General features: G+C 59.9%; 17 protein-coding genes. 7 read left to right on the forward strand and 10 right to left on the reverse strand.

Annotation, left to right across the window (positions count from 1 at the left end):
- Positions 1 to 47 precede the first annotated feature (47 nt).
- The gene (deoC, locus tag CLV87_RS06195) at positions 48 to 1052 is read right to left on the reverse strand and encodes a deoxyribose-phosphate aldolase (RefSeq protein WP_099242745.1); all 1005 of its coding nucleotides are present in this window, start codon (positions 1050 to 1052) and stop codon (positions 48 to 50) included.
- A gap of 193 nt (positions 1053 to 1245) precedes the next feature.
- Between deoC and CLV87_RS06200 the strand changes: the two genes are divergently transcribed.
- The 5 genes from CLV87_RS06200 (at position 1246) to CLV87_RS06220 (ending at position 8178) form a co-directional block, all read left to right on the forward strand.
- Positions 1246 to 2202, forward strand: coding sequence for a metal ABC transporter solute-binding protein, Zn/Mn family (locus CLV87_RS06200; protein ID WP_099242743.1), 957 nt, complete (start codon positions 1246 to 1248; stop codon positions 2200 to 2202).
- 3 nt (positions 2203 to 2205) lie between these two features.
- Positions 2206 to 3000: a metal ABC transporter ATP-binding protein gene (locus tag CLV87_RS06205; RefSeq protein ID WP_099242741.1), complete on the forward strand. Its 795-nt coding sequence runs from the start codon at positions 2206 to 2208 to the stop codon at positions 2998 to 3000.
- Between the two features lie 3 nt (positions 3001 to 3003).
- Positions 3004 to 4200, forward strand: coding sequence for a metal ABC transporter permease (locus CLV87_RS06210; protein WP_099242739.1), 1197 nt, complete (start codon positions 3004 to 3006; stop codon positions 4198 to 4200).
- Positions 4200 to 5105, forward strand: a complete 906-nt coding sequence (locus tag CLV87_RS06215) for a metal ABC transporter permease (RefSeq protein WP_176556012.1) — start codon at positions 4200 to 4202, stop codon at positions 5103 to 5105. Before CLV87_RS06210 ends, CLV87_RS06215 begins: the two co-directional genes overlap by 1 nt.
- Before the next feature lie 133 nt (positions 5106 to 5238).
- The gene (locus CLV87_RS06220; RefSeq protein WP_099242736.1) at positions 5239 to 8178 is read left to right on the forward strand and encodes an error-prone DNA polymerase; all 2940 of its coding nucleotides are present in this window, start codon (positions 5239 to 5241) and stop codon (positions 8176 to 8178) included.
- A gap of 224 nt (positions 8179 to 8402) precedes the next feature.
- On the opposite strand, the gene CLV87_RS06225 is transcribed toward CLV87_RS06220, so the two are convergent.
- The 8 genes from CLV87_RS06225 to CLV87_RS06260 all read right to left on the reverse strand — a co-directional run bounded on the left by CLV87_RS06225 (position 8403) and on the right by CLV87_RS06260 (position 13590).
- Positions 8403 to 9587: an amino acid aminotransferase gene (locus CLV87_RS06225; RefSeq protein ID WP_099242734.1), complete on the reverse strand. Its 1185-nt coding sequence runs from the start codon at positions 9585 to 9587 to the stop codon at positions 8403 to 8405.
- A complete protein-coding gene (gene sseA, locus CLV87_RS06230) occupies positions 9587 to 10444 on the reverse strand; it encodes a 3-mercaptopyruvate sulfurtransferase (RefSeq protein WP_099242732.1) in 858 nt (285 codons plus the stop codon). Before sseA ends, CLV87_RS06225 begins: the two co-directional genes overlap by 1 nt.
- Positions 10445 to 10539: 95 nt before the next feature.
- Complete coding sequence (locus tag CLV87_RS06235) at positions 10540 to 10821, reverse strand: hypothetical protein (protein WP_099242730.1); 282 nt, start codon at positions 10819 to 10821, stop codon at positions 10540 to 10542.
- A 118-nt stretch (positions 10822 to 10939) separates the two neighbouring features.
- Positions 10940 to 11413 carry an SsrA-binding protein SmpB gene (smpB, locus tag CLV87_RS06240; RefSeq protein WP_099242728.1) on the reverse strand — a complete coding sequence of 158 codons (474 nt, stop codon included), beginning with the start codon at positions 11411 to 11413 and terminating at the stop codon, positions 10940 to 10942.
- A gap of 43 nt (positions 11414 to 11456) precedes the next feature.
- Positions 11457 to 11636, reverse strand: a complete 180-nt coding sequence (locus CLV87_RS06245) for a hypothetical protein (RefSeq protein WP_099242726.1) — start codon at positions 11634 to 11636, stop codon at positions 11457 to 11459.
- Positions 11637 to 11703: 67 nt separating this feature from the next.
- The gene (locus tag CLV87_RS06250; protein ID WP_099242724.1) at positions 11704 to 12432 is read right to left on the reverse strand and encodes an FkbM family methyltransferase; all 729 of its coding nucleotides are present in this window, start codon (positions 12430 to 12432) and stop codon (positions 11704 to 11706) included.
- Positions 12433 to 12635: 203 nt separating this feature from the next.
- Entirely contained in the window at positions 12636 to 12995 is a 360-nt protein-coding gene (gene uraH, locus CLV87_RS06255; RefSeq protein ID WP_099242722.1) for a hydroxyisourate hydrolase, read from the reverse strand.
- Positions 12996 to 13149: 154 nt separating this feature from the next.
- The gene (locus CLV87_RS06260) at positions 13150 to 13590 is read right to left on the reverse strand and encodes a hypothetical protein (protein ID WP_099242720.1); all 441 of its coding nucleotides are present in this window, start codon (positions 13588 to 13590) and stop codon (positions 13150 to 13152) included.
- Positions 13591 to 13769: 179 nt separating this feature from the next.
- On the opposite strand from CLV87_RS06260, the gene CLV87_RS06265 reads away from it, so the two are divergent.
- Both CLV87_RS06265 and CLV87_RS06270 read left to right on the forward strand, forming a co-directional pair.
- Positions 13770 to 14060, forward strand: coding sequence for a hypothetical protein (locus tag CLV87_RS06265; protein WP_099242718.1), 291 nt, complete (start codon positions 13770 to 13772; stop codon positions 14058 to 14060).
- Positions 14038 to 14736: a hypothetical protein gene (locus CLV87_RS06270; RefSeq protein WP_370739610.1), complete on the forward strand. Its 699-nt coding sequence runs from the start codon at positions 14038 to 14040 to the stop codon at positions 14734 to 14736. Before CLV87_RS06265 ends, CLV87_RS06270 begins: the two co-directional genes overlap by 23 nt.
- Here the strand turns inward: CLV87_RS06270 and CLV87_RS06275 are convergent.
- Positions 14733 to 15221 (reverse strand): GNAT family N-acetyltransferase, encoded by a 489-nt coding sequence (locus tag CLV87_RS06275; protein WP_099242714.1) that lies wholly within the window; start codon positions 15219 to 15221, stop codon positions 14733 to 14735. The two genes, CLV87_RS06270 and CLV87_RS06275, sit on opposite strands and share 4 nt — an antisense overlap.
- Between the last annotated feature and the right edge of the window lie 5 nt (positions 15222 to 15226).

Raw genomic sequence — 15226 nt, forward strand, 5'->3', positions numbered from 1 at the left:
GCTGCCCGGCCCGAGGCGGGGTTAAGAGTTCGCCGTATCAACATCTTTTACGCAACCGCATGACGCCAAGAGGCCGAATATGCCCCGGTCAGGTGGTGCTCAAGCTGGCGTTCGATATCGCCCAGCAAGGACGACGCGCCAAAGCGGAACAGATCCGGGCGCAGCCAGCGATCCCCCAGCTCTTCCTTGACCAGCGCCAGATAGTTGATCGCATCCTTGGCCTTGGAAATCCCACCCGCAGGCTTGTAGCCGACGCGATACCCGGTCGCCTCATAGTAATCGCGCATGGCGCGCATCATCACCAGCGAAACCGGCAGCGTCGCATTGACCGGCTCTTTACCCGTCGATGTCTTGATAAAATCCGCCCCGGCCATCATGCAGACCTGAGAGGCGCGGGCAACATTTTGCAGGGTCTCAAGTTCACCCGTTGCCAAGATCGCTTTGACATGGGCGTCACCACAGGCCTCGCGCATGGTCTTCATCTCATTATACAAACCCTGCCAATCCCCGCTCAGAACCAGACGGCGCGAGATGACGATATCGATCTCCTCTGCACCTGCCTTTACGCTCTCTTCGATCTCGGCAATGCGCAGATGAAAGGGCGACAGGCCCGCCGGGAAGCCGGTGGAAACCACGGCCACAGGAATGCCACTGCCCTCCAACGCCTTCAGCGCCGGGGGGATCATGTCGTGATAAACGCAGACCGCCCCTGTGGTCAGATCGGGCAGGCCCAGCGCCTCAAGCAGATCGGCGCGCACCGGCTGTTTGGCCTTGGCACATAGCCGCGCGACGCGCCCCGCCGTGTCATCCCCGGACAGGGTTGTCAGGTCGATGCAGGAAATCGCCCGCGCCAGCCAGGCGGCTTGGTACTCTTTCTTGACCGAGCGCCGCCCCGGCAGGGTTTTCGCCCGCCGCTCAATGGCGCTGCGATTGGCGCGGGTGTTCATCACCACATCCATATCCAACGCCATCCCCGGATTGCGGGGCTCAACGGTCTGGGGCAATTGCGCGCTGTCCAGGGCAACCCCTGTCTGCGTCCCGAGTTCTGACATCTCGTCCTCCGTAACGCCAAAAGGCAAGCCTGACCCTAGCCAGAGCTTTGCGTGAAATTCAAGCAATCTCTGACCAAACAGTCAGAAATTGATCATCAGGCCGCGTCAGGCCCTTTCTTATTGCGAATAAGTCGCAAGAGCATTGACTTCTTGCGAATGATTATCATATTCATGCTGTGAAAGGGAGAATTTTATGCTTTCTCGCCGTGCGATTCTGGCCGGATTGGCCGCCGCCCCCCTTATGGGCACCCGCGCTTTGGCCTCTGCGCCACTGAGTGTTGTCGCAACCACGGGCATGGTGGCCGATGCCGCCCGCGCCATTGGTGGTGATCTGGTTGAAGTTCAGGCGCTGATGGGGCCGGGCGTTGACCCGCATGGCTATCGCCAGACCCGCTCTGACATTGTTGCCATGACCCGCGCCGATCTGGTGCTGTGGAATGGCCTGTATCTCGAAGCGCAGCTCGAAGATTTCATGCACAGCCTTACCAAACGCGTGCCCATCACCGCCGTGGCCGAGGCGGTCCCTGCGGATCAGCTGCTGCATCACGAAGATTACGAAAACCGTTCGGACCCGCATATCTGGATGGTGCCGGAGTTGTGGACCCATGCGGTCACCGCCACCCGCGACGCCATGATTGCGCAGCGCCCCGAGGCCGCTGACGCCTTTACCGCGAATACCGAGGCTTATCTCGCCGAGATCGCCAAAGTCGGCAGCTATGCACGTGATGTGCTGGCACAGGTGCCCGAACAATCCCGCGTGCTGATCTCGGCTCATGACGCCTTTGGCTATTTCGGCGCGGCCTATGGGTTTGAGGTCAAAGGCATTCAGGGCATTTCGACCGAATCCGAAGCCGGGCTGGAACGCATCCGCACGCTGGTTGACGACATCGTCACCCGCAAGATCGGCGCGGTCTTTGTCGAAAGCTCGGTCTCGGATCGCAACATTCGCGCCCTGATCGAAGGGGCCGCGGCCCAAGGTCATGAGGTCAAGATCGGCGGCGAGCTGTTCTCGGACGCAATGGGCGAACCGGGCACCTATGAAGGCACCTATATAGGCATGATTGATCACAACGCGACCATGATCGCAGGCGCTTTGGGCGTTGATGTGCCTTTGCAAGGATTGAATGGCAAACTGGGCGGAAAGGTCTAAGCGATGACACCGGTCGAACTGGCAGCAGAAAACGGCGAAATCGTCAGCGAAAACCTGGATGGCGCGCCTTTGGCCCTGCGCGGGGTGACCGTGTCATATGGCGCGGATCCGGTGGTGTTCTCGGTCGATATGACCATCGCAGCGGGCAGCATGACGGCCATTATCGGCCCCAACGGCGCAGGTAAATCCACCCTGCTCAAGGCGGCGCTTGGCATTGTCTCACCTCTGGCTGGGCGCGTGACCTGCTGGGGCAAACCACTGGAAAGCCAGCGCAAACGCATCGCCTATGTGCCACAACGCGCCAGCATTGACTGGGATTTCCCCACGCAAGTGCGCGACGTGGTGATGATGGGTCTGCATCACGAGCTGGGCCTGTTGTCACGCATTCACGGCCACCACCACGCCAAGGTGACAGAGTGCCTGACCCGCGTTGGCATGCAGGATTTTGCAGATCGCCAGATTGGCCAGCTCTCAGGCGGCCAGCAGCAACGGGTGTTCCTGGCCCGCGCCTTGGCGCAGGGGGCTGACCTGTACCTGCTGGATGAACCTTTCGCCGGGGTCGACGCCGCCACCGAGGCCGCGATCATCTCGGTTCTGAAAGAGCTGCGCGATGCGGGTAAAACCGTGGTCGCCGTGCATCACGATCTGTCCACCGTCGAAGAGTATTTTGACCGCGTGTTCCTGATCAACCGCCGCCGCATGGGCGAAGGCCCGGTGGCCGAAGCCTTTACCCAGGATGCGCTGCACGCCACCTATGGCGGACGGCTGGGTGATGGGCTGGTGGCGCGCGCAGGCTGATCCGTGTTTGAGGCTCTGACATTGCAGCTCGGCTATAATGCCGTGTTGGTGACACTCGGCTCTGCTGCTTTGGGGGTCGCTGCCGGAGCGGTCAGTGCCTTTCTCTACCTTCGTAAACGCGCGTTGGTCTCTGACGCGGTCAGCCATGCCACCCTGCCCGGCCTCGCACTGGCCTTTTTGATCATGGTGGCATTTGGCAGTGACGGGCGGTTTCTACCGGGGTTGATGGTTGGCTCAGCCCTGTCGGCCTGGGCGGGCCTATGGACCGTCAACTGGATCACCCGCCAAACCCGCCTGCCCGAAGACGCCGCCATTGGCGCGGTTCTCTCGGTGTTTTTCGGCTTTGGCATTGTGCTGCTGACCATCATCCAGACCATGCAATCGGGCCGCCAAGCGGGGCTCGAAGGCTTCTTGCTCGGCTCAACCGCTGGCATGTTGCGCAGCGACGCTTTGGTGATTGCTGCCGGAGGCGCGCTGGTCTTGCTGGCTACATTCGCTCTGCGCCGCCCCATGCTGATGACCGCCTTTGACGAAGGCTATGCCCGCGTCCAGGGCCTGAATACCGCGCGCATTGATATGGCGCTAATGGTGCTGGTGCTGGCGGTAACCGTGGTGGGCTTGAAAATCGTCGGGCTGATCCTGATTGTCGCCATGCTGATCATCCCCGCCGTCGCCGCCCGGTTCTGGAGCGAGAATGCCACACACGTCGCCCTGCTGGCCGCGCTGTTTGGTGGCCTGTCTGGATATGTCGGAGCGGCCCTTTCCGCCACCGCCCCTGACCTGCCCACCGGCCCGATCATCGTCTTGGTGGCCTTTGCGCTCTTTGCCCTATCGCTTTTTCTCGCCCCCTCCCGTGGCGTTTTGGCTTCGGCCCTGCGCCATCGCCGGTTGCAACATGATGTGCATTTGCGCCAAGGCCTGTTGGCCCTCGCCCATAATCAACCAGTTTACGAAGCCATGACCCAGCGCATGTTACGCGCCCATGGTATGATGCGCGCCGATGGCGTGCCGACGGATGCAGGCCGCATTGCCGCCGCCGCAGCCCTGCAGGACGAAACCCGCTGGCAAGAGCTGCGCCGCATCGAAGAACTGGCCATGCTGGCCAGCCGCGATGATGGGTTGACGCCGATCACGGATATTCTGACCGCTGACCAGGTTGCGCTGATCGACAATCGTCTCAAACCACAGGGGGTGATCTGATGGGTTTTGAATTTGTCGCCCTGTCCCTACCGCCATTGGTGATTGGCACCTTGGCCGCCATGGCCTGCGCCCTGCCCGGCAACTTTCTGCTCTTGCGCCGCCAGTCGCTGATTGGCGATGCGATCAGCCATGTGGTTTTGCCCGGCATTGTCGTGGCCTTTCTGGTCACCGGCATGATCACAACCACCGCCATGATGGTCGGGGCCGCCGGGGCCGCCCTACTGGCAGTGATCCTGATCGAAGCCATCCGCCGCCTGGGCAAGGTCGAACCGGGGGCCGCCATGGGCGTGGTGTTCACGGCCATGTTTGCTGGCGGCGTGCTCCTATTGGAGCAATCAGACACGTCCGGCGTGCATCTGGATGTGGAACACGCGCTTTATGGCAATCTGGAAAGCCTGATCTGGCTGGACGCCGTGGGTTGGGCTTCGCTGACTGATCCAATTGCCCTGGCTGCTTTGCCCCCCGAACTTCCGCGTATGGGCGCGGCGCTGGTGCTGCTCTCACTGCTGACATGGCTCTTCTGGCGTCCGCTCAAGCTCTCCACCTTTGACGAAGGCTTTGCCCGCTCGCTGGGCCTGCCCACCACCGTGATCAGCCTCGCCATCGTCACCGCCGCCGCTCTGGCCGCTGTTGCCGCCTTTGACGCCGTAGGCTCGATCATCGTGATCGCCATGTTCATCTGCCCACCTGCCGCCGCCCGCCTGATGACAAACCGGCTGGAGTCTCAGGTCGCCTGGTCCCTGCTCTTCGCCGCGCTCTCAGCCATTTTCGGTTATGTGCTGGCAGGCTACGGCCCACTCTGGCTCGGAGCTTCTGCCTCGGTCTCGGCCGCCGGCATGATTGCGACGGTCTCCGGCCTGATTCTGGCCCTTGCCGCGCTCTTTGCCCCTCATCGCCAAGCGTAAGGGGCACGAAACGCCTCCGTTTCTTCTTGGCAAAAATACTCAATCACCGCAGTCAACACCGCGGAACCTCTCGGTTTTCCCGCGATCAACATACAGACTCCACATGAGAACAAAGCGTGAATATACTTCACCCATGTTCGCCGAATTCTGCATCACCTCAAACTTCACCTTCCTCACCGGGGCCTCCCATCCCGAGGAGTATATGGACCGCGCCGCCCTGCTGGGCCTCAGCGCCATTGCCATTGCCGATCAGAATTCCGTGGCCGGGATCGTGCGCGCCCATACCAAGATGCGCGATATTTCCCGGCTTGTTCAGGAACGCGCCGAGAGTGAGGCGCGCGATGGAGTCACAGGGCCGCCCTGCCCGGCCCATATCCCGCCACCACCCTCACAACATATCACCAATGTCCCGCGCCTGATCCCCGCCGCGCGCCTTTGCTTTTCCGACGGGATCGAGGCCACGGCCCTCGCCGCAAGCCGTCAGGGTTGGGCGCTGCTCTGCCGCTTGCTGACCACAGGGCGTACAAGGGCTGAAAAAGGGGCCTGCGATCTCCGCCTGTCTGACCTGCCCAATGACATGACCGGGTTGATCCTGATCCTGCACCCGAACCCGCAGACGCAACATCTGCCGCGCGGCGCGCATGACTGGCTGGAACAGGCGCAACAGCTGACGCGCCGCCTGCCCCGGGACACATATCTCGCGCTTTCTCCCTGCTATGACGGACAAGATACGCAACGCTTTGACCATCACGCACAGCTCGCCCAAAGCCTGCATATCCCAACCATCGCCAGCGCCGCGCCGCGGATGCATCACGGAACCCGGCGGCGGCTGGCCGATGTGCTCAGCGCCATTCGCACCGGCACCCGCGTCGACAAGCTGGGCCGCAGCTCTCTGGCCAACGGCGAACAACGCCTGCGCTCGGGCGCGGATATGCACAAGATCCTTGGCCCCCATGCCGCCGCCATTGCCCGCACCGCCAATCTGCTTGAGGCATGCCAGTTTGACCTTAGCTCCCTGCGCTATGAATACCCCTCAGAGATCACGCAGGATGAAACCCCCACCGAACGGCTCGCCCGCCTCTCACAAGAAGGCCTGCGCTGGCGCTATCCCACCGGTGCCCCCGACAAGGTGCGCGCCATGCTCGACCACGAACTCGCCCTGATCGCCAAACTGAAATACGAACCCTATTTCCTCACCGTGCGCGACATCGTGGATTTTGCCCGCTCGCGCGACATCCTCTGCCAGGGCCGCGGCTCGGCCGCCAATTCCGTGGTCTGCTATTGCCTCGGCGTGACCTCTGTCTCACCCGAAATCGGCACCATGGTGTTTGAACGTTTCGTCTCCGAGGCGCGGGACGAGCCACCCGATATCGATGTTGATTTCGAACATGAACGGCGCGAAGAGGTGATCCAGCACATCTATGAGCGCTATGGCCGCCACCGCGCCGGGCTCTGCGCCACCGTCATCCATTACCGCGGCAAACGCGCCATCCGCGAGGTGGGCACCGCCATGGGCCTGTCCCAGGACACGATCGGCGCGCTCTCCTCGCAGCTCTGGGGCTTCTTCTCGGCCAAAGGTCTCGAGGCCAGCCGCATGCGCGAAATTGGCCTCGACCCGACGGATCGCCAGCTGCAACTGACCCTGCAACTGGTCTATGAAATCATCGGATTCCCGCGCCATCTCTCGCAACATGTGGGCGGGTTCATCATCACCGAAGGCCGACTTGACGAACTCGTCCCCATCGAAAACGCCACCATGGAAGAGCGCACCGTCATCTGCTGGGACAAGGATGACATCGACGCGCTTGGCATTCTCAAGGTCGATGTGCTGAGCCTTGGAATGCTGACCTGCATCCGCAAAGCCTTTGACCTGATCGAACGCCATCACGGCCCCAACTACAGCCTTGCCACTCTGCCCCCCGAAGATCCGCGCGTCTATGACATGCTGTGTCAGGCTGACAGTATCGGCGTCTTTCAGGTCGAAAGCCGGGCGCAGATGAACTTTCTGCCCCGCATGAAGCCGCGCAATTTTTATGACCTGGTGATCGAGGTCGCCATCATCCGCCCCGGCCCCATCCAGGGCGACATGGTCCACCCCTATATCCGCCGCCGAAATGGCGAAGAAGAGGTCACCTTTCCCTCGGACGAACTCGGCGCGGTGCTGGGCAAGACCATGGGCGTGCCGCTGTTTCAGGAACAGGCCATGCAGATCGCCATCATTGGTGCCGGTTTTTCCCCCTCCGAGGCAGACCGGCTGCGCCGCTCGCTGGCCACCTTCAAGAAACACGGCAATGTCAGCGAATTCCGCAACCGCTTTATGAAAGGGATGCGCGCCAATGGCTATGACGAAGAATTCTCTGCCCGCTGCTTTTCCCAGATCGAAGGGTTCGGCTCCTATGGCTTCCCCGAAAGCCACGCCGCCAGCTTTGCCCTGCTGGTCTATGCCAGCGCGTGGATCAAATGCCACCATCCCGGTATCTTTGCCTGCGCGCTGCTGAATGCGCAGCCCATGGGCTTCTACGCCCCGGCCCAGATCGTGCGCGATGCGCGCGAACACGGGGTCGAGGTGCGCCCGGTCTGCATCAATGCCAGCTTTTGGGACAATATGATGGAGCCGGATGAAAATGGTGGTCTGGCCCTGCGCCTGGGCTTTCGCCAAATCAAGGGCATCCGCGAAGAAGATGCCAGCTGGATCACCGCCGCGCGTGGCAATGGCTATCACTCCGTGCGCGATGTCTGGCGCAAGGCGGGCCTGTCCCCAGAGATCCTGACCCGCCTCGCCGAAGCCGACGTTTTTGCTGAGACCGGCCAGGCGCGGCGCGAGGCGCAATGGGACACCAAGGCCCTGGTCAAAGGCGCAGAATTGCCACTTTTCGCCCGAGATCTGGATGGGGAGGCGATTTTTGAACCCAAAAACCAGCTCCCTGCCATGACCTTGGGCGAACACGTGGTCGAAGACTATGTCTCTACCCGCCTCTCCCTGCGCAGCCATCCCGTTGCCCTGCTGCGCCATATTCTGACCCCAAACGCCTGCGGCGGGCGGGTCAGGGGGCTCGCCCCCTCTGGAGCCTGACGGCTCCATTCACCCCCAGAGTACTTACCGCCAAGAAGAAACAAAGGCCGTGCTTCTTCTTGGTGCCAAATACTCCCGCCGGAGGCTTCCCAGTTCAAAGCAAAAAAGCCATCAGTCCTATCTCGCGCCTCCATCCGCCAAAAGCGCCAAACACGAAGCCCCCGCACAAGGCGGGGGCTGAGATATCAAGCGCGGGCCTTGGCCCGCACCTTTTGACAGTTGGATCAGATGCCAACCTTGATGATGGCCTCTGCCAGGATGGGCACCGAGGTTTTGTTGAGACCTGCGATATTCAAACGGCTGTCACCCACCATATAGATCGCGTGGTCTTCGCGCAGTTTCTGAACCAGCTCAGCCGAGGCCCCGAGACGCGAGAACATGCCACGGTGCTGGGCGATAAAGCCGAAACGGTCAGAACCGGACAGGCGCTGCAATTCCGAGGCCAGTTGCTCGCGCAGGCCCAGCATCGAGGTGCGCACCTCTTCCAATTCCGCCTGCCAATCTGCGCGCAGCGCCGGATCGTTTAGCACCATTGTCACCACCCGCGCGCCATGATCTGGCGGGAAGGAGTAGTTCTGACGGTTCAAAAACGCCAATGTGCCTTGGTTCAGCTTGGTCTTGGACGCATCCGCCGCGATCGACATCAGCAGACCCGTGCGTTCGCGATAGACACCGAAGTTCTTGGAGCAGCTCGCCGCAATCAGGCATTCCGGAACAGAGGAGGCCACCAAGCGAACCGCCGCCGCGTCTTCTTCCAACCCGTCGCCAAAGCCCTGATAGGCGATGTCGATCATTGGAACCGAGCCGGTTTTGTTCAGCAGGTCCACGACCTCTTGCCATTGGGTCAGGTTCAGGTTTGCCCCGGTCGGGTTGTGGCAGCAACCATGCAGCAGCACGATGTCACCCGGACCCGCCTTGGCCAGATCCTCAACCATGCCCTCAAAGTTCACGCCGCGCGTTTCGCCATCGAAATAGCGATAGGTCACAACCTCAATGCCAAGATATTTCAGGATCGACACATGGTTCGGCCAGGTCGGATCCGACACGAACACCCGCACATCGGATTTCGCCAAACGCGCCAGTTCGAAAGCCTGACGCACAGCGCCGGTGCCACCCGGTGTCGCCACAGCGGCAATGTTTTCGCGGGCCACACTGTCAGACAGAACCAAGTTAATCATCGCATCCGCAAAGGCCGGGTCACCGGCCAGACCGGTATAGGCCTTGCTGTCTTGTTCTTCCCACAGCTTCTTTTCCGCCGCCTTGATCGCACGCATGACCGGCGTTTTGCCCGTCGCGTCCTTGTAAACACCCACGCCGAGGTCAATTTTGCCCTCGCGCGGATCTTCACGATACATCTGCATCAGCTGCAGGATTTTATCGGCAGGTTGCTCTGTGAGAGTTTCGAACATCAGTCTTCTCCGGTGGCGACGGGCAGAGTGGGGAACTGCCCCCATTCGCTCCAGGACCCGTCATAAAGCGAGTGATCGCGCTTTCCCAGCACCTCAAGCGCCAGGTTGATAATCGTGCCGGTCACGCCGGACCCGCAGGATGTGATGGCTGGTTTGTTCAGATCCACGCCCGCCGCAGCAAAGGCCGCGCGCAGACCGTCGGGATCTTTCATCGTGCCATCTGCGTTCAAGAGCGTCGCAAAGGGCACGTTTTTAGCCCCTGGAATATGCCCGGCGCGCATGCCTTCGCGCGGCTCGGGATCTTCGCCGCGGAACCGGCCAGGCGCGCGGGCATCCAGGATCTCGTGGTCTTTCAGTTTCGAGGCCGCCGAGACCTGTGTCACATCTTTGACCATATGAGCCTGACGGCGCACGGTCATGTGGCGGTCGCGGATCACGGGAGGGAGATCTTCGACCTCGCGCCCTTCGGCCTGCCACTTTGGCAGACCACCATCCAGAACAGCAATATTATCCTGCCCCATCAGACGGAACAGCCACCAGACACGGGCGGCGGAAAACAGGCCCATCCCGTCATAGACCACCACCTGATGGCCATCGCCCACCCCCATGGCACGCAGCCGCGACATGAATTTTTCCACCGGCGGCACCATATGGGGCAGGTCAGAGCGGTTGTCGCTCACATCATCAATGTCGAAAAAGCGCGCCCCGGGAATATGCGCTGCGTCATATTCGGCCTTTGGGTCGCGGCCCATTGCGGGCAGGTACCAGCTCGCATCCAGAATGCGCAGGTCGGGGTCTTTGATATGTTTCGCCAGCCAGCTGGTGGACACAAGCGTTTTGGGATCGTCGTGAGACATGGCACACCCCCGAAATCATGGATCGTTATGTCCATAGGCCCCGGGGGCGGCGCTTGCAAGATCGGCATGCGCCTCGAAGGGCGCAAAACCTGAATTTATCCGGTCAATTTGTTGCGGATCACACCAACGATGGCAAGAACCACGCCGCCACCAACGCCACCGCCGGCAACTTGGCTGAGAATGCTACCCAAATCCATTCCCCCGGCGGCGCCTTCCATACCACCCAGACCAAGCTGAGACAGGATCGTGCCACCCAGGCCACCACCAACGATACCGGCCAGCGAGTTGATCAACGTGCCCTGGTTGAGGTTTTTCAGCAAACCACCAGCGGCGTTGCCGCCAATCGCGCCCGAGATCAAACCAATAATCAATTCCATTCCGTATTCCTTCCACACCCAAATCGGGTTTCCCCGCGTTACGGGGCGAAGATTACAGAAATGACATGGCGCTGATTACGGGAAGAACATCGCCGCGTTCCCCCCAAAAGGTCTATCTTCAACCCTGCTTGAGCAGCCGCTGTTTCTGGCGACCCCAATCGCGCTTGGCCTCGGTCTCGCGTTTGTCGTGGTTTTTCTTACCTTTGGCGATGCCGATCTTGAGCTTCACGATGCCCTTATGGTTAAAATACATCACCAGCGGCACGATGGTCATGCCCTTGCGCTGGGTGTCGTTCCACAGGCGCGACAGCTCTCTCTTGGACACCAGCAGCTTGCGGCGGCGCTTTTCCTCATGGCTGAACATGGCCCGGTCATACGGTGCGATATAAGAGTTCACGAGCCAAAGCTCACCATCCTCAACCGCAGCATAGCTTTCGGCAATGTTGCCCGAGTTCTCACGCAGGGATTTGACTTCGGACCCGGCAAGTACGATCCCGCATTCGATGTCATCTTCGATGGCATAGTCAAACCGTGCTCGCCGATTTTCGGCGATCACTTTGTAATTCGGGTCGGATGCGGGTTTCTTAGCCATGGGAGGGGTAGATAATCACTCCCTCAGCTCATGTACAGAGGACTTACGCTTTACCGTCCCGCGCGGCCTTTTCTTCTTTGCTCAGCACCTGACCCCACGTGCCCTTGGACAGGCCCAGTTCGGGTTTGGGGGGCTTGGTTGCGCCTTTGGTGATCTTACCGCCCTTGTTCAGGTATTCCTGGATCAGGGCGTCATCGGTGGTGTCTTTGATGATCTGGCTCATGAAAAGGGCTCCGACAGTGAGATGTCAGAGCCCTATCCGTCTTGCATGACACTAACGCGACGGTGGCTCAGAGCCCGCGCGCGGCCAATGGCAAAAAGAAGGAATTGCGCTCCATCTTGCCCATGAATTTATAGCCCGCATCGGGGGCCAGTTCAGCCAGCTTATCCTCATCAACACGTGCTTCGGTGGTTTCCAAGGACTCGACGACGATCATCGGCATGTTGCGCGTGATGATCCCCTGCGCGCCTTGCAAAGCCGGCCATTCCTGCCCCTCGATATCCAGCTGCAGGACCGAGATTTTGCGGCCCGCGTCGATCAGATCGTCAAGCCGGGTCACGGGCACTTCGACGGTTTGACCTTCGATATGTTCTTCAACAATCTTGGACAGCCCGCCCATGGCTTTGCCGCTGCGGCGCATGTTTTGAAACGGCAGAACCGCCTCTTCTTTGCCCACGGCGACCGGGTGCAGATCAACATTAAGCAAGGCATTCAGCGCGATCACCTGCGAGGCCGCATCAAAAGCGTCGGGATTGGGTTCAAAGGAGTGTACCCGCGCGCCCGGGACAAGAAAGCTAGACAAAGGCGGTAGGAAATCCCCGATGAAAGAACCACCGCTGATCACGTCACCCTCGCCGACCATGCGGCTGATCAATTCCAGCGTGCGCGGCTCATTCACCTCACCTCTGCGCAGTTTTTTTGCGACCTCGGTGTGCTGAAACGCTTCGGGAACGCAATAGAATCCGAACCGGTTCACCGCGCAATCATGGGCGACGTCCTGTAGTAGTAAATCTTTCATGCTCTGCTCCTGCCTCTTTTATCGGGCGTTTTGCTTTTACCTTTTGTTAACCCAAGATCGCGCAATCACCTATAGGTCAACACCGCAGAGTTAGAAAAACGAGGCAGTTATGCTTTGGTGCCCACTATTATCGCCTGTTCGCATTCGATGAAAAACTCCGAAACGACCGTCACTTCAGCCTACAGACAACAGCAAAGCCTCGCTCAGGACCCCCGATAGGTCGAATACCCATAAGGCGAAAGCAGGAGTGGGACGTGGTAATGGGCGTCTTGATCGGCCATGCCAAAGCGGATCGGGATTTGGTCGAGGAAAAGCGGATCTTCGCCCGCTTGCCCGGTCTCGCGTAGATAATCACCGGTGAAAAAGATCAGCTCATAGGTGCCGGTCTGGAACTTTTCCGCGGGCAAAATCGGCGTATCGGTGCGCCCATCGGCATTGGTCACGGTCTCGGCGATTTTGCGATGGCTGTTGCCCGTCACCTTATAGAGCGCGATTTTGATGCCTTCAGCAGGCACACCGCGCGCCGTGTCTAGAACATGTGTCGATAAATAGCCTGTGGCCATGATCCGCCCTCCTGTCGTGTTTCGCGCACACTCTTGACCAGAAATCACAAAAGGAAAAGAGGGGCCTCGCCGAAACGAGGCCCCTCGGAGCAGGGGGTGGGACAGACCCCCGGGGTTGCCCGCGCCGCAGGGGCGCGGAGCTGCTCGAACGAAATCAGTGACGCTTGGAAATGCGGAAACCGTGGTTCTTCAGGCAACGCACAGCGTAGGCCGGGCGCTTGTGGCCCTTGCGCCAGTAGGTGGTTTTGCAGGCTTTCGGCAGGCGGTGGAACGCGCTGTAATTGTGCTTGAGGCAGCGACGGGTCGCGATCCGCTTGCCCTTTTTCTTACCACCGACTTTGGTGATGCAGTAGCGCGGGATCGGAGGCTTTTTGGATTTCCAGCCGCCGTGACCATGGCCATGACCGTTATAGCCATGCACCTTTATCCTGCCGTTCTCATGCAACTCATGCAGCAGATACAGGGTCGCCGCCCCTGCGATGAACTTTTTCAGATTGTCATTCTTCTTGCTCCCGGCCTCGGCAGGGGCCGCAATGGCAAGCGTTGTAATAAAGGCAGCGGCTGTCAGGACGCCGGTAATGAATTTAGCAGACATGGGAAACTCCTCTCGGGTCAAATCTGTTTTCGCTGGGGATCAGCTTTGGTGAGTCGACCCTGACCGAAACCGCCGAAATCTGGCAATAACGCCGCGCGGTTATCGAATATCAGCCCGGCCAAGCCCCCGAATTCGCGTCTGTTATTGAATTTCAGCGCAGTTTTGCGCACCTTGGCCCCATGAGACATTTCATTGCCCCCCTCCTTGTGGCCATCACCCTGGCACTGCCCGCTGCGGCGCAGGCTGACTGCTTTGTTGAATACAAAGCCAAAAAGGACAGCCCCCTGCGTCTGCATTACGGCATCCTGTCACTTGATGGATCTTGCCCCTCTGCCAGCGCGGCGGCACAATCGGCAAGCCGGCGCGTTGCGTCCGGTGGCTGGACACTGCTGAACGTGGTTGGTCTGTCGGAAAACACGCCTTCGGGTGCGAAAAGGGCAAATGCTGGTGAGTACTACCTCCGTTACTGAGAATCTGCGAGCAGGCAGTCGGATCGTAACCATCGGAATCACCACCATCGTGGCGATTCTGGTTCTGGCCGGTGTCATGCTGTTGCTGACCTTGCCCGATGCCAATGCGTTCAACGCCCGAGTCGAGCAGATCTTTGTGCAGAATGACAATCTGACCGAACAGCCGGTTGTGAAACTGCTTGAGATTCTGGCGCAAAGCGGCACCGCCTTTGGTGATACGCTGACCAGCTATCGCATGGTGATCTTTGTGCTGCTGATCTTTGCCGCTGCGATGCTGATTTCGGCACTGGTGTTTTTGATCATGCTGGTCACGTTGAATCGCCGCATGGCCCAGATTGAACGGTCTGGGATCGAAGTGAGTTCGCTGGTGATTTCGCGCGCCGAAAACAAGGTCTATCTGAACACGATGGGGTTCAAACTGACCGATGCCATGATGGAAACCATGTCTGTTCTGGCCGAGGCCCGCATGGATGATGACATCATGACCGGTGCCCAGATCGAAGCGCTGATCTCTGGCAAAGACGAAAGCGATTGCGAAGAGGCAGCAGGGGCGACCCGCATCAAGCGGCTGCGGGACGGCTTGGGCAATCAGATGGTCAGCGAATTGCTGGTCAAGAATATCGCCCGACGCGGCTATGTTCTGGCCATCGACAAGAGCGTGATCGAAGTCTCTTAAAGCGTCTTAAACATCACCAGCGCATCCACATAGCCTTGCTCGGGGTGCAAAAACGCCTCGGGCAAACGGCCCACCACCTCAAAACCCGCCCGTTCCCAGGTGTCGATGGCTCGGGTATTGGTGGCGATGACGCTGTTAAATTGCATGGCGCGAAAACCCAGGCTGCGCGCCTGATCCAAACTATGCGTCAGCATCGCCCGCGCCACCCCCTTGCCCCGCGCTGCTGCGGCAGTGATGTAACCGCAATTGCAGACATGACTACCGCCACCCTTAAAATTGCGCACCACGTAATAGGTGCCAAGCAACGCGCCGTCTTCTTCGGCCACAAAGGTATGTTTCTCGCCCCCGGTCCAATAGGCCAGCGTTTCCTCGGCGCTCATATCCGTATCGATGGCATAGGTATCCCCCGCAGCAAAAACCGGCTGGATCATCGCCAGAACGGCATAAACATCACCCTCAGAAAACGGGCGGATCGTGACGGTCATGTGGA

Origin of the sequence: Pelagimonas phthalicica (genome assembly GCF_004364805.1) — a bacterium.
Taxonomy (GTDB): domain Bacteria; phylum Pseudomonadota; class Alphaproteobacteria; order Rhodobacterales; family Rhodobacteraceae; genus Pelagimonas; species Pelagimonas phthalicica.